This is a genomic window from Desulfocurvus sp., assembly GCF_023230885.1.
GTDB lineage: Bacteria > Desulfobacterota > Desulfovibrionia > Desulfovibrionales > Desulfovibrionaceae > Desulfocurvus.
Map to the genome: position 1 here is coordinate 1 of NZ_JALNWM010000081.1, position 13,599 is coordinate 13,599.

At 70.5% G+C, this 13,599-nt stretch carries 13 protein-coding genes and 1 riboswitch; of the genes, 10 read left to right on the plus strand and 3 right to left on the minus strand.

Annotated features, from left to right (window positions below):
- The 10 genes from M0P34_RS07450 to M0P34_RS07495 all read left to right on the plus strand — a co-directional run.
- Window positions 1–1,329, plus strand: a 1,329-nt coding sequence (locus M0P34_RS07450; protein WP_291498008.1) for a DNA polymerase, incomplete at its 5' end; no start/stop codon positions are given.
- Between the two features lie 366 nt (window positions 1,330–1,695).
- Window positions 1,696–2,154, plus strand: a complete 459-nt coding sequence (locus tag M0P34_RS07455) for a MarR family transcriptional regulator (RefSeq protein WP_291498021.1) — start codon at window positions 1,696–1,698, stop codon at window positions 2,152–2,154.
- A gap of 135 nt (window positions 2,155–2,289) precedes the next feature.
- Entirely contained in the window at window positions 2,290–3,117 is an 828-nt protein-coding gene (locus M0P34_RS07460; RefSeq protein ID WP_291498023.1) for an MFS transporter, read from the plus strand.
- Window positions 3,118–3,237: 120 nt separating this feature from the next.
- Complete coding sequence (locus M0P34_RS07465) at window positions 3,238–4,431, plus strand: alanine--glyoxylate aminotransferase family protein (protein WP_291498025.1); 1,194 nt, start codon at window positions 3,238–3,240, stop codon at window positions 4,429–4,431.
- Window positions 4,432–4,436: 5 nt separating this feature from the next.
- On the plus strand, window positions 4,437–4,781 hold the full coding sequence (locus M0P34_RS07470) for a DUF1844 domain-containing protein (RefSeq protein ID WP_291498027.1): 345 nt from the start codon (window positions 4,437–4,439) through the stop codon (window positions 4,779–4,781).
- Between the two features lie 10 nt (window positions 4,782–4,791).
- Window positions 4,792–5,844 carry an N-acetyl-gamma-glutamyl-phosphate reductase gene (gene argC, locus M0P34_RS07475; RefSeq protein WP_291498029.1) on the plus strand — a complete coding sequence of 351 codons (1,053 nt, stop codon included), beginning with the start codon at window positions 4,792–4,794 and terminating at the stop codon, window positions 5,842–5,844.
- A 196-nt stretch (window positions 5,845–6,040) separates the two neighbouring features.
- Entirely contained in the window at window positions 6,041–7,324 is a 1,284-nt protein-coding gene (locus M0P34_RS07480; RefSeq protein WP_291498031.1) for an EAL domain-containing protein, read from the plus strand.
- Between the two features lie 494 nt (window positions 7,325–7,818).
- Window positions 7,819–8,115 carry a hypothetical protein gene (locus tag M0P34_RS07485; RefSeq protein ID WP_291498033.1) on the plus strand — a complete coding sequence of 99 codons (297 nt, stop codon included), beginning with the start codon at window positions 7,819–7,821 and terminating at the stop codon, window positions 8,113–8,115.
- Entirely contained in the window at window positions 8,088–10,049 is a 1,962-nt protein-coding gene (locus M0P34_RS07490; RefSeq protein WP_291498035.1) for a TonB-dependent receptor, read from the plus strand. The genes M0P34_RS07485 and M0P34_RS07490 overlap by 28 nt, the downstream gene beginning before the upstream one ends.
- 163 nt (window positions 10,050–10,212) lie before the next feature.
- On the plus strand, window positions 10,213–10,767 hold the full coding sequence (locus M0P34_RS07495) for a hypothetical protein (protein WP_291498036.1): 555 nt from the start codon (window positions 10,213–10,215) through the stop codon (window positions 10,765–10,767).
- Between the two features lie 77 nt (window positions 10,768–10,844).
- Here M0P34_RS07495 and metK read toward each other — a convergent pair whose 3' ends face one another.
- The 3 genes from metK to M0P34_RS07510 form a co-directional block, all read right to left on the minus strand.
- Complete coding sequence (gene metK, locus M0P34_RS07500; protein ID WP_291498038.1) at window positions 10,845–12,017, minus strand: methionine adenosyltransferase; 1,173 nt, start codon at window positions 12,015–12,017, stop codon at window positions 10,845–10,847.
- A 91-nt stretch (window positions 12,018–12,108) separates the two neighbouring features.
- Complete coding sequence (gene panC / locus M0P34_RS07505; RefSeq protein WP_291498040.1) at window positions 12,109–12,957, minus strand: pantoate--beta-alanine ligase; 849 nt, start codon at window positions 12,955–12,957, stop codon at window positions 12,109–12,111.
- Window positions 12,958–13,036: 79 nt separating this feature from the next.
- A riboswitch (SAM riboswitch) is annotated at window positions 13,037–13,143 on the minus strand.
- A 123-nt stretch (window positions 13,144–13,266) separates the two neighbouring features.
- The coding region (locus M0P34_RS07510) for a hypothetical protein (RefSeq protein ID WP_291498042.1) at window positions 13,267–13,599 on the minus strand (333 nt) is incomplete at its 5' end.

Genomic DNA, 13,599 nt, shown 5'->3' on the forward strand with positions numbered 1-13,599 from the left:
CTGACCGGACGGCTGGCCCCGGAGCTGCTGCCCGCCCCCGTGCCCGGGCAGGCCCGCACCGCCGCCGCCCTGGCCCAGGCCCTGGAAGCCCGCCTGGCCGCCGCCGGGCTCGACGCGCTCATGCGCGACATGGAAACCCCGCTCATCGGCGTGCTGGCGCGCATGGAACGCCGGGGCGTGCTGGTCGACAAGGCCGCCCTGGCCGCCTTCCTGGCCGAGGTCAACACCGAGCTCGACTCCCTGGAGGCGCGCATCAAGGAACGCGCGGGCGCGGACTTCAACCTGCGCTCCAGCCAGCAGATGGCCGAGACGCTCTTCACCCGCCTGGGCCTCAAGCCGCGCGGCAAGACCCCCGGCGGCCTGCCCTCCACCTCCTTCGACGTGCTCGAAAAGCTGCGCCACGAGCACCCCGTCGTGGCCGACATCCAGGCCTGGCGCAAGCTGGAGAAAATGCGCTCCACCTACCTGGAGCCCCTGCCGCGGGCCGCCGGGCCCGACGGACGCATCCGCACCACCTTCAACCAGCTCGCCACGGCCACGGGCCGCCTGTCCAGCTCCGGCCCCAACCTCCAGAACATCCCCATCCGGGGCGACATGGGCCGACGCATGCGCGCCTGCTTCGTCGCCCCCCCCGGACGCCTGCTCGTGGCCGCCGACTACTCGCAGGTCGAACTGCGCGTACTGGCCCACCTCTCCCGCGAGCCCGCCCTGCTCGAAGCCTTCCGCCACGGCCAGGACATCCACGCCCGCACCGCGGCCATCCTCTTCGACACCGACCCGGCCCGCGTCAGCCCCGACCAGCGCCGCAACGCCAAGACCATCAACTTCGGGCTGATCTACGGCATGGGCCCCCAAAAACTCTCGGGCGAACTGGAAATCCCGCTCTCCGAGGCCAAGGCATTCATCGAACGCTACTTCGAACGCCTGCCCGGCCTGCGCGACTTCTACCAGGCCGTGGAGGACGACGCCCGCAACCACGGCTTCGTCACCACCCTGGCCGGACGCAGGCGCCTGCTGCCGCACATCGACACCCAAAACCAGCAGCAGCGCTCCCTGGCCCGGCGCCAGGCCATCAATACCCGCGTCCAGGGCTCGGCCGCCGACATCATCAAGCTCGCCATGCTCGCCGCCGACCGCGACCCCGAACTGGACGCCCTGGACGCCCGGCTGCTGCTCCAGGTCCACGACGAACTGCTCCTGGAATGCCCGCAGGCCAACGCCGAGGCCGCCGGGCAACGCCTGGCCGCCATCATGGGCGGGGTCATGACCCTGGACGTGCCCCTGGCCGTGGACTGGGGCCAGGGCCCCTCCTGGGCCGAGGCCCACTGAGCGGACGGACGGCCCCGGGGCTCCGCCCCGGACCCCGCCAGGGGGCGCCGCCCCCTGGACCCCCGCGAGGGGGCAACGCCCCCTCGACCCCGCACGCCGCTCCCGCCCGCGCGGCGCCTAGCCGCGCGGGCGGGGCGGGGGGATGGGGGTGGCGCGGGCAGGACGGTTGGGGCGGAGCCTGGGTGGGAGCTTCCGGGCTTCGTTGCGGGGGCCGCACGGGCGGGGCCGCCGCCGGTGCGGGCATGTGCGCGGACGGGGGCGGAGGGCCCTGTGTGCGGGAATGCGGCCGGGCGGGCATTGACAGCCGCGCTGTGCGACATTATTCACCCGGGCAACAGTTGCCTGGTAAACAGACTCGGAGGACCAATGGATCACCACGCGCGCAGAATGGTTTCGGGGGGCTATCGCATCGGCATGATGAGCCGCCTGCAAGCCGCGCTCCTGGAGCGGCGGCTGCGCGGCCACGGCGTCGCCGCCGGGCAGTTGCCCTACCTGATGGAAGCCCTGTGCAAGCCCGGGCAGACCCAGGACGAAATGGCCGCCCGCGTGGGCGTGGGCAGCGCGGCCACCGCCCGCGCCCTGCACGCCCTGGAGCGCGACGGGCTGGTCACCCGCGCCGAAAACCCCGATAACCGCCGCCAGAAGCTCGTGACCCCCACCGGACGCGCCCGGGAGCTGGAAGCACCCCTGCGCGCCGTGCTCGACGGGCACGACCAGATGCTGTTCAAGGACTTCAGCCCCCGGGAACGCGCCCAGGCCCTGGAGCTCATGGACCGCATGGCACACAACCTCAGGGCCGCCCTGGACGGCCGGGACAACTCGTGAAAACAACCCTCGCACCGGAACAGCGCGCGGGGCTTTTCGCCATCACCGCCACCCAGTTCGTGCTCGTGTTCATGCTCTCCGCCGTGGCCGTGGCCGTGCCCGCCCTGGGCCGCCCTGGCCCTGCGCCACCTGCCCGTGCGCCCCAGCGTGGTGCGCGGGCTGCGCTTCGACTGGACGGGCGCCGTGCTCATGGCCCTGGGCATGATGCTCCTGACCCAGGGCGGCACACACTTCGACGCCCCGGAGGGCAAGCTCATGCTCGCCGCGGCCCTGCTGGCCCTGGCGGCCTTCGTGGCCTGGGAGGCCCGCGCCGACGCCCCCCTGCTCGACCTGCGCCTGTTCGCGGGCAACAAACCCTTCGCCTTCGCCTGCGTCGTGCAGTTCATCAACTACGCCGCCACCTTCGGCATCACCTTCCTCCTCAGCCTGTACCTGCAGATCGCCCGCGGCATGACCGCGGGCGAGGCCGGGCTCGTGCTCATGGCCCAGCCGCTGACCCAGGCCGTGCTCTCGCCCCTGTCGGGGGCCCTGGTGGAGCGCGTGGCCCCGCACCGCGTGGCCACCCTGGGCATGGGCATGGGCAGCGCGGCCATGGCCTCGGCCGCACTGCTGGGGCCGCAGTCCCCCCTGCCCCTGGCGGTGGCCATCCTGCTGCTGTGCGGCGCGGGCACCGCGATCTTCGCCACGGCCAACGTAAGCGTCATCATGGGCAGCGTGGCCCCCACGCACTACGGCGTGGCCTCGGCCATGACCGCCGCCATGCGCACCACGGGCATGACCTTCTGCCTCGTGGTGGCCAGCATCGCCCTGTCCCTCGCCCTGGGGCCGCACCCGGCCACGGCGCAAAACGCCCCGCAGTTCATGACCGCCATGCGCGCCGTGCTCTGGGGCTTCGCGCTCCTGGGCGCGGGCGGCACGGCCCTGAGCCTCTACGCGCCCATGCGCCCCCCGGCCGCCCCCTGAGCCCGGCCGCCAGCCCGCGCCGGGAAGACCCTCCCGGAGATTGAAGATTTGCGGGATACGCGGTACATCTTCCCCGCGACCACGCGCAAACCAGCAACCCGCCGCAAAGGACCGCCGACCATGACCCCCAAGACCCGCCTGCTGACCCCCGGGCCCACCCCCCTGCCCGAAACCGTGCGCCTGACCCTGGCCATGGACATGGTGCATCACCGCAAGCCCGGATTCACCGCCCTGCTGGGCGAAATCCAGACCGGGCTGCGCTGGCTCTTCGGCACCGGGCAGCCCGTCATCACCCTGGCCTGTTCCGGCACGGGGGCCATGACCGCGGCGGTGGGCAACCTCTTCGCCCCCGGGGAGCAGGTCCTGGTCGTCGAGGGCGGCAAGTTCGGCGAGCGCTGGACGGAAATCGCCTCGGCCCACGGCCTGGACGCGGTGGTCCTCTCCGTGCCCTGGGGCCAGGCGGTGACCGTGGAGCACATCCAAAAGGCCCTGGCCCAGCACCCGGACATCAAGGGCGTCCTGGTCCAGGCATCGGAAACCTCCACCGGCGTGCTGCATCCCGTGCGCGAGCTGGCCGCCTTCACCCGCGAGCGCGACCTGATGCTCGTGGTCGACGGCATCTCCGCCGTGGGCATCTCGCCCTGCCCCATGGACGAATGGGGCATCGACTGCCTGCTCACCGGCTCGCAAAAGGGCCTGATGCTGCCCCCCGGGCTGGCCTTCACCGCCCTGTCCGCCAGGGCCTGGGAGCGCGTGGAGCGCGTGGACCCGCACCACTTCTATTTCAACCTGCGCGGCGAGCGCGACAAGATCGTCGGCGCCAGCCAGACCCTGTTCACCCCGCCCATCAACCTGCTCATGGGGCTGCACACCTGCCTGGGCATCTTCCGCGAGACGACCCTGGAGGGCGTGTTCCGCCACCAGTGGGCCCTGACGCAGATGGCCCGCGCCGGGGCCCGGGGCCTGGGCCTGGAACTCCTGGCCAAGGACCACTACACCTGGGGCCTGACCAGCATCCTGCTGCCCGCAGGGGTCGACGGCTCGCGCCTGCTCCAGGCCGCGGCCGAGCGCTACGGGGTGGTCATGGCCGGGGGCCAGGACCGGCTCAAGGGCCGCATGGTCCGCATGGGCCACATGGGCCATGTGGACTTCGGCGACGTGCTGGCCGGGCTGGCCGCCCTGGCGGGCGCCCTGGCCCTCACCGGCGGCTACAGCGGCTCGCGCGACTACCTGGAACGGGCCCTGGCCGCCTACGAGGGAGCCCTGCTGGACGGCCCCCCCGCCCAGGGCGGCGCCCAAAACACACAGGAGTAAAGGCCATGAGCAACGAACAGTGCGCCGCATCCGGCGCCGGGCCCAGCGACGAACAGCAGCGCGCGGCCGAGCGCGCGGCCGACGCCGCCGCCGCCCAGACCCCCCTGCCCGAGGTGACCTTTTCCACCTTCGTCATGTCCCTGGCCTCCTCGGCCCTGGTGCACCTGGGCGAGGTGCCCGAGCCCGAATCGGGGCAGACCATGGCCAACCTGCCGGTGGCCAAGCACACCATCGACATCCTGGCCATGCTCCAGGAAAAGACGGGCAACTGCCTCGCCCCCGACGAACGGCGGCTGCTCGAAGGCCTGCTCTACGAACTGCGCATGCAATACGTCATGAAAATGAAGTGAGGCTCCGGCAATGACGACCTTCAAGGCCGGGCTGGTGGGCGTCACCGGCTACACCGGCATGGAACTGGCGCGCCTTTTGTGCGGCCACGGCGGGCTGCGGCTGGTGCGCGCCACCTCGCGCTCGGACGCCGGGCGGACCCTGGACCAGCTCTTCCCCGGGCTGGGCGGGCTGCCCGTGGGCGGGCTGACGGTCAGCCAGCCCGATGTGGACGACCTGGCCCGGGCCTGCGAGCTGGTGTTCCTGGCCGTGCCCCACGGCACGGCCATGGACATGGCCGCCGCCCTGGTGGAGCGCGGCGTACGCGTGGTGGACCTGTCCGCCGACTTCCGCATCAAGGACCCGGCGACCTACGCCCAGTGGTACGGCCTGGAGCATCGCCACCCCGGGCTCATCGCCGACGCCGTGTTCGGCCTGCCCGAGCTGTACGCCCCGGCCATCCGCGCGGCCCGGCTGGTGGCCAACCCCGGCTGCTATCCCACCTCGGCCATCCTGGGCCTGTATCCGGCCCTGAGCCGGGGCCTGGCCGAGGCCGACGGGCTGGTCGTCGACTCCAAGTCGGGCGCCACGGGCGCCGGACGCAAGGCCGCCGTGGGCTCGCTGTTCTGCGAGGTGGCCGACACCTTCCGGGCCTACAACCTGGGCCGCCACCGCCACACCCCCGAAATCGAACAGGAGCTGTCGCGCTTCGTCGGCCGGGATATCCGCGTGTCCTTCAACACGCATCTTTTGCCCATCAACCGGGGCATCCTGTCCACCTGCTACGCGCGCCTGGCGCGCCCCGCGACCCTGGCCGAGGTCCACGCCGCCTATGCGGACGCCTACGCCGACGCGCCGTGGGTGCGCGTGCTGCCCCAGGGCGCCCTGCCCGAGACCAAGAACGTGCGCGGCACCATGTTCTGCGACATCGGCCTGGTGGTGGACCCGCGAACCGACCGGCTCATCGTGGTCTCGTGCATCGACAACCTCTGCCGGGGCGCCTCGGGCCAGGCCCTGGCCAACGCCAACCTCATGCTCGGCCTGGATCCCGCCGAAGGCCTGCGCCTGGCGCCCCTGGTCCCCTGAACCGGCCCCTTTCAGAAAAACGCAAGACGCCGCCGGAGCCCCGAGTCCGGCGGCGTCTTTTCTTCGCCACGGGCAAAGCGGGATACTCCTTGCTCCGGGGAGAAAACCTGTGGCATAATGGAAGTGTTACAACTCCCTGCCGGACGGAAAACGGCTCACGCACAACATGAAGCTTCCCCCACACGCCGAGAGACCGATGAATATCATCCCCCAACACGCCGCCCCCGCCGAGAACGTCTTTGTGGCGCGGCAGCCGATCTTCACCCCGGAGCTGGATGTCTGGGGCTATGAACTGCTCTTCCGGGCCACGGGCGACGCGCGCGCGGCCCAGGTGGCCGACGCCGACATGGCCACGGCCAAGGTCATCGCCGACGGCTTCCTGCTGGCCTCCCAGGGCCTGCGCCCCGGCCAGCGGACGCTCATCAACTTCCCGCGGTCCCTCCTGCTGGACAACTTCGCCTTCGCCCTGCCCGCCGAAATCGCCGTGGTCGAGATCCTCGAGGACGTGACCCCCGACGAGGCCGTCCTGGCCGCCGTGCGCGAAACAAAAAACGCGGGCTACACCGTCGCCATGGACGACTTCACGGGCGAGGCCGCCCTGGAACCCTTCCTGCCCCTGGTGGACATCATCAAGGTCGACGTGCTGGCCGTGCTGGGCGACGGCGGCCCCGAGGGCGCCCGGCGCCTGCGCGAGGTGACCCGGCGCCTGGAGCGCTACGGCTGCCGCCTGCTGGCCGAAAAGGTCGAGGACAACGAGGTCTTCGCCCTGTGCCGCGAGCTGGGCTTCACGCTGTTCCAGGGCTACTTCTTCGCCCGGCCCGAGATCATCCCCGGGCGCAAGCTGGCCTCGGGCGAGCTGACCAAGATCCAGCTCCTCCAGGAGCTGGGCTCGGCGGATTTCGACGTGAAGCGCCTGGCGGACATCATCCAGCGCGACCCGTCCCTGACCTACCGCCTCTTCCGCTACATCAACTCCGCGGGCATGGGCGTCTGCCAGAAGGTGGAGTCCGTGCCCCGGGCCATCGCCCTGCTCGGCCAGCGCCAGCTCGCCCAGTGGCTGCGCGTGGTGATCATGTCCGACCTCGCCCCGGGCAACAAGGGCCGCGAGGTGGCGTTCCTGTCGGTACACCGGGGCCGCTTCCTGGAGCTGATGGCCGAGCGCTGCCCGGCCAACTACTCCCCGGAGGCCCACTTCCTGCTCGGGCTGTTCTCCCTGCTCGACGCCATGCTCGGGGTGCCCATGGACCAGATCCTCGCCACCCTGCCCCTGGCCGAGGAACTCAAGGCCGCCCTGGCCGGCAAGAGCGGCGACTACCGCTTCTGCATCGACCTGGTCCGGGCCTACGAACGCCACGACTGGCCGCAGGTGGACAGCATGCTGGCCATCCCCGGGATTCCCGCCGAGGTCGCCGACGCGCTCTACACCCAGTCCATGGACTGGACCCAGAGCCTGCTGGGCCCCGCGACCCAGGGGGACTAGGTCTACCTAGCCCGGCCCCGGAAGCGGCACACCCGGCCCGAAGCGGGCACCCTGCGCACGGAGCGCGGGGTGCCCGCTTCGTTTATGGTGGCACGTTCCACGCGGGCTGCCCGGATGCGCGGCGCCACCCCGGACGCCCCGGCCCCCTGGGCCCTTTTTGCAGCAACGCCCCGGCCCCCAAAGCCACCTGCGCCCCGCGTTCCGGGCGCCCACCTGCACAGGAAAGACGACAATGGCGGGCACCATTTCCGCGAATGACTACCTATAAAATAGCATTAAAGCACAAATCATGTCACATTATGCTTGACCTTTTCATTTTCATTCAACTATTCACCGTTTTGATTCTGAAAAAATATACCTTTACCTCGTATCAAAACACCCTGGGTGCATAGTCTGCACGCCCTCCGGCGCCCCGGGGCGGCCTGCGGCGGGCACCCCCCGCGCCGCCGGAGCCCGCCGGGGGGCGGGCAACCCGGCACGCTGGAGGCATGGTCATGCGCGTCCCCTTCCCCTGTTCCCCCCGCCTGCTCCTTGGCGCCTGCGCGGCGCTGCTGCTCCTGGCCGCGGCCCCGGCGCGCGGCGCGGAAAACACGATCCGCCTGGACGAGATGGTCGTCAACGCCACACGCATCATCGCCCCGACCATGCAAAGCGGCGACACGGTGTTCACCGGCACCCAGATCACCGCCGACGGTATCGAAATGCAGGGGGGCCGGGCCCAGACCAGCATCTACAACACCTTGCAGGTCCTGCCGGGGTCAGCGTGGAGAGCGCCGACAGCTTCGGCCTGAGCCCGGAGCAGAACGTCATCCGCATGCGCGGGGTGCGCGGCTTTCTGGGCGCCATGTCCGTGGAGGGCGTGTCCAACTGGGGCGGCAACCCCATGGGCCCGCGCGAGTACCTCTACGACACCAACAACTTCGAGAGCGTGACCATATACAAGGGCGCCATCCCCGCCGACATCGGCACCGGCGTGGGCGCGCGCGGCGGGGCCATCGAGCTGCGCCCCAAATGGCCCAAGGACGAACCCGGCCTGGAGTTCGAGCAGGGCGTGGGCTCCAACTCCTACTCGCGCAGCTTCCTGCGCCTGGATTCCGGGCGGCTCACCGACGCCGGCACCGCCCTGTCCGGCTCGTTCTCCTACACCGAGGCCGACAAGTGGAAAGGCCCGGGCCAGGTCGGTCCGCGCACCAACGTGAACCTCATGCTGCGCCAGCCCACCCTGGGCGACGACGACATCAAGGTCTTCTTCAACTCCAACCACATCGAAAGCGACCTGTACCGCGCCCTGACCCACAACGAGGCGGACTCGCTCTCCGACTACCACGGCAAGGACTTCAACGAGAGCCTGACCGGCAACAACGCGCAGGACATATACTACTACAAGTACAACCGGGGCATCTACAACAACAACGATGTCATGGCCATCGTTTCGGCAAGTGTTGACGAGACCTGGGGTTTCAAGTTCAAGCCCTTCTACTCCAAGGAGGACTCGACCATATATCAGGGCAACTCGTCCAACAAGCGCATGCAGCAGCGCAGCCGCTACATAGAACGCTTCGGCATGACCTCCGAGATGAAAAAACGCTTTGGCGACGTGACCACCGTACTCGGCTACCAGTACGAGACCACGGACATGCGCATCATCACCAAGAACTACAACCCGGCCGACGAGAGATTCCTGGGCTACGGCATCTACACCAGGAGCCTGGACCGCGGGCACCTGCACAGCCCCTTCGCGAAGATCGGCGGCGACCACGGCCGCCTCAAGTGGCAGGCGGGCCTCAAGTATTTCCACTACATCGACCCCGCCACCCACGGCTACACCTCCGCCCCCGGCGCGCCCAACACCCTGGTCCGCCAGCAGGACCTGGACCGCGAGACCAAGGTCTACGACGCCCTGCTGCCGACCCTGGCCCTGTCCTACGCCGTGACCGACGAGGTGGAACCCTTCCTCAGCTACGGCCGCAGCCAGATCCGCCCGTATTCCTATGTGCCGCTCATCAACCTCTACAGCAGCAAGCGGCCCCAGTTCCTGGCGGCGGGCGTGACCCTGGACGACCTGTTCAACACCCGCGACATGGAAACCACCGACACCGTGGAGATGGGCGTGCGCCTGAGCCTGGGCCCGGCCGAGATCACCCCCTCGGTCTTCTACTCCAAGAGCGACAACCTGCTGGTCACCGTCCACGATCCGCGCATCGGCCTCACGGGCGTGGACTACCAGCAGAACGTGGGCGAGGCCACGGGCTACGGCGCCGAGATCGAGGCCAACGTGCACCTGGGCGAGGGCTTCACCTGGTTCCTGAGCCCCTCCTACACCATGCTGACCTATGACGACGACCTGACCTTTGCGGGCAACACCCTGGACTGCAAGGGCAACCAGGTCGTGGACACCCCGCGCTGGATGGCCAAGACCGGCTTCATCTTCCGCCACGGCGCCTTCGAGGTTTCGCCCATGCTGCGCCTGCTGGGCGACCGCTACGGCGACCTGGAGCACAAGGAGAAGATCGGGGGCCACGCCGTGGTGGACCTCAGCGCCTCCTACCGTTTCGAGGACGTTTCCTGGGCCAAGAGCGTGCGCCTGAGCCTGGACTTCTACAACCTGCTGGACGCCAAATACATCTCGGGCATCACCGCGGGCGACGACACCCGCTCCGGGGCCACGAGCTATGTGGTCGGCGCGCCGTTCACGGCCCTGCTGCGCCTGGGGGTTGAACTGTAGCTGCGCGCGCGGGCCCCGCCCGCCTGCCGGAACCAAAGCCCCCGCGGCCCTGGCCGCGGGGGCTTTTTCCTGCCCGGCCCTTCCGGGTGGAGCGTTTCTTGCTGCGCGCCCCGAAGGGGAAATTTCTTCCCCGGCCCAGCCACCCTCAGCACCAGGAGGAGCAATGCGCATCGACGACAGCATCCAGGCCCCCTGGGCGGCGGCCGTCGCCCCTCGCGAACCGGACCCCCGGGACAACCCCGCGCCCCAGGACGAGGCAGCGGCCGCAAGCATCTGGACCGGGGACCAAGCCTTTTCCGCCCCGCGCGCCGCCGCGCGGCTGGCGGGCGACGCCACGGCCGCCGTGCTGGCCGCCGGGGCGGACCCGGCCCCGGTGGGCGGCCGGGACTGGCTCGACCAGCGCGGCGCCGCGCTCTTCGAGGAGGGCCGCCCCGTGCTCGGCACCCGGGGCGGGCTGCCCATCGTGGGCGAAACCGGGCAGGAACGCGCCCAGGGCCTGGCCTACCTCCGGGAGCAGCTGGCCAGGCGCGGCCAGGACACGGAAAACATGGAGCTGGTCACCGTGTGCAGCCCCGTGTTCGACGGGGCCACAGGGCCGCAGGTGGGCTGGTTCCAGGGCACGGCGGCCCGGCTGGACGCCACCGGGCTGAAGGCCGTGGGCACGGCGGACCTGCCGGAGAACATCGCCGCCGTGCTGCGCGCCCTGTCCCGGCGCTGAGCCCGGCGTCCGGGCACGGAAAAAAAGGGGGGACCGCCCGCGGGCGGTCCCCCCTTTCCTTGACGCGCTGCCCGGCGCTAGCCGCGGCAGTTGGCCTTGAGGGTCTCGGCCATGTCCGTGGCTTCCCAGGTGAACTCGGGACGCTCGCGGCCGAAGTGGCCGTAGCACGCCGTGCCCTTGTAGATGGGGCGGCGCAGGTCGAGCCGCTTCTCGATGTGGTAGGGGCGCAGGTCGAAGGTCCCCTGCACGGCGTCGGTCAGGGCCTCGTCGCTGATCTCGCTGGTGCCCAGGCTGGACACGAGCACGGACACGGGCTCGGCTACGCCGATGACGTAGGCGATCTGGACCTGGCACTTGGGCGCCAGCCCCGAGGCGACCACGTTCTTGGCGATGTAGCGGCCCATGTAGGCGCCGGAACGGTCGACCTTGGAGGGGTCCTTGCCGGAGAAGGCGCCGCCGCCGTGGGCGCCCATGCCGCCGTAGGTGTCCTGGATGATCTTGCGCCCGGTCAGGCCGCAGTCGCCCATGGGGCCGCCGATGACGAAACGACCGGTGGTGTTGATGAAGATGCGGGTCTTCTTGCGGTCCACGAACTCGCCGGGCAGGGTCTTGAAGATGACCTCCTCGCGGATGGCGTCCACCAGGTCCTGGTAGGCGATGTTCTCGTCGTGCTGGGCGGCGATGACCACGGTGTCGATGAACTTGGGCTGGCCGTCCTCGTAGGTGAAGCTGACCTCGGTCTTGCCGTCGGGGCGCAGGAAGTCGAGGATGCCCTCCTTGCGCACATAGGTCAGGCGGCGCGACAGCTTGTGGGCCCAGAATATGGGCGCGGGCATGAGCGTCGGGGTCTCGTCGCAGGCGAAGCCGAACATCATGCCCTGGTCGCCGGCGCCCTGCTCCTCGGGGGCCTTGCGGTCCACGCCCTGGGCGATGTCCGGCGACTGCTTGTCGATGGTGGACATGACGGCGCAGGTGTCGGCGTCAAAGCCCATGGACGAGCTGGTGTAGCCGATCTCGCGGATGGTCTCGCGCACGATGGCCGGCAGGTCGGCGTAGCCCTTGGTGGTGATCTCGCCGGCGATCATGGCCAGCCCGGTGGTGACCAGGGTTTCGCAGGCCACGCGGGACTCGGGGTCCTGGGCCAGCAGCGCGTCGAGCACGGCGTCGGAGATCTGGTCGGCGACCTTGTCGGGATGTCCTTCGGTCACGGACTCGGACGTGAAATGGAAACGGCCTTTGTTGCTGATCATGGGGTTTTTCCTCCTGATGCGTTTCCCCTCCGGCGCTGCCGTTGGGGGGATGGTCCGTTCGCGGCGCGGGCACGGCCCGGGCCGGATGGGGTCAGGGCCGCAGCAGCTCGTTGTCGATGAGCCGGGCGCGGCCCAGGCGCACGGCCACGGCGGCCAGGGCCGGGCCCTCCAGGGCCGCCACGGGCTGCACGTTTTCCGGGTCCACTATCTCGATGTAGTCCACCTCGCCCGCGGGGACGTGCTCGGCGTAGTAGGCGGCGATGGCGGCCTTGAGGGTCGGGGCGTCGCGCTGCCCGTCGCGGGCCAGGGCGGCGGCGTGCAGCAGCCCGGCGTGCAGCCCCGGGGCCTGGGCCCGCTCGGCGGGGCCGAGGTAGACGTTGCGCGAGCTGAGCGCCAGGCCGTCGGCCTCGCGCACGATGGGCCGCCCCTCGATGCGGCAGGGCAGGTGCAGGTCGCGGGCCATGCGCCTGAGCAGGGCCAGCTGCTGCCAGTCCTTCTGGCCGAAGACCGCCACATGGGGCAGGGCCAGGTGCAGCAGGATGCTGACCACCGTGGCCACGCCCCGGAAGTGCACCGGGCGGCTCGCGCCGCACAGGTGGCGGGCCAGGGGCGGGACCTCCACCCAGGTGCAGTGGTCCGGGGCGTAAATGTCCCCGGGCGCGGGCATGAACAGCGCCGTGGCGCCGCAGGACTCGGCCAGGGCCGCGTCGCGCCCGGGGTCGCGCGGGTAGGCCTCCAGGTCCTCCCCGGGGCCGAACTGGGTGGGATTCACGAAAACGCTGACGTACACCGCGTCGGCGTTGGCGGCGGCCCAGCGGATGAGGCTGGCGTGGCCCTCGTGCAGAAAGCCCATGGTCGGCACCAGGGCCGTGGTCTTCCCCCGGGCCCGGTCGGCCAGTGCCTGTTCCTGGAACTCTTTGGGATCGTTGAATCTATGCATGAAACTCCTGCATCCTCCCGGGCCAGGGCCCGAAAAAAAAGCCCCTCCGCAAGGGGAGGGGCTGATGCGTTGCGCGTCACTCTCATGGTCCCTTGCGGGTCTGGCGTTAGCACCTTGCTCTCCGCTGACGGAGCAGGTTGCCGGGCGGTCGACGGGCCAGATCCCTCGCGCCTCTCTGCATGATATGTCATGTCCGGTCGCCCGGGGGCTCCCGTAAGCAAAACGTATATCCCAACATCCGCCCGGACGCAAGAACTTTGTGAAAAACGCCGGGAGCGCCCCCCGCCGGGCCTGCGGAACGGCCCCGGCTCAGACCGAGCCGCCCAGCAGCCCCGGGCCCAGCTCGGGGACGCCGCCGCCCGCCCGGGCCTCGGCGCGGGGCGAGGCGGCGGTCTGCGCTTCCTCCCGCGCCGGTTCGCGCACCACGGGCGCGGCCTCCACAACGTCCAGCAGGGCCGAGCGCTCCAGGTTGGCCAGCTCGCGGCCCACCGGGGGGCCCGGATCGGCCAGCTTGGCCGGGTTGACCAGCCGCGTCTCCAGCCCCGGGGCGCGGATGGCCCCGGCCTCGGCCTCAAGGGCCGGGGCCAGGCCGTCCTGCTCCCCGCCCAGCAGGGCGTCCACGGCCCCGGGGTCGCGGTCCAG

Excerpts from the sequence above, each read along its gene's own strand:
- M0P34_RS07455 (WP_291498021.1), top strand. The coding sequence starts at position 1,696 with ATGGATCACCACGCGCGCAGAATGGTTTCGGGGGGCTATCGCATCGGC.
- M0P34_RS07465 (WP_291498025.1), top strand. The coding sequence starts at position 3,238 with ATGACCCCCAAGACCCGCCTGCTGACCCCCGGGCCCACCCCCCTGCCC.
- M0P34_RS07470 (WP_291498027.1), top strand. The coding sequence starts at position 4,437 with ATGAGCAACGAACAGTGCGCCGCATCCGGCGCCGGGCCCAGCGACGAA.
- argC (WP_291498029.1), top strand. The coding sequence starts at position 4,792 with ATGACGACCTTCAAGGCCGGGCTGGTGGGCGTCACCGGCTACACCGGC.
- M0P34_RS07480 (WP_291498031.1), top strand. The coding sequence starts at position 6,041 with ATGAATATCATCCCCCAACACGCCGCCCCCGCCGAGAACGTCTTTGTG.
- M0P34_RS07485 (WP_291498033.1), top strand. The coding sequence starts at position 7,819 with ATGCGCGTCCCCTTCCCCTGTTCCCCCCGCCTGCTCCTTGGCGCCTGC.
- M0P34_RS07495 (WP_291498036.1), top strand. The coding sequence starts at position 10,213 with ATGCGCATCGACGACAGCATCCAGGCCCCCTGGGCGGCGGCCGTCGCC.
- metK (WP_291498038.1), bottom strand. The coding sequence starts at position 12,017 with ATGATCAGCAACAAAGGCCGTTTCCATTTCACGTCCGAGTCCGTGACC.
- panC (WP_291498040.1), bottom strand. The coding sequence starts at position 12,957 with ATGCATAGATTCAACGATCCCAAAGAGTTCCAGGAACAGGCACTGGCC.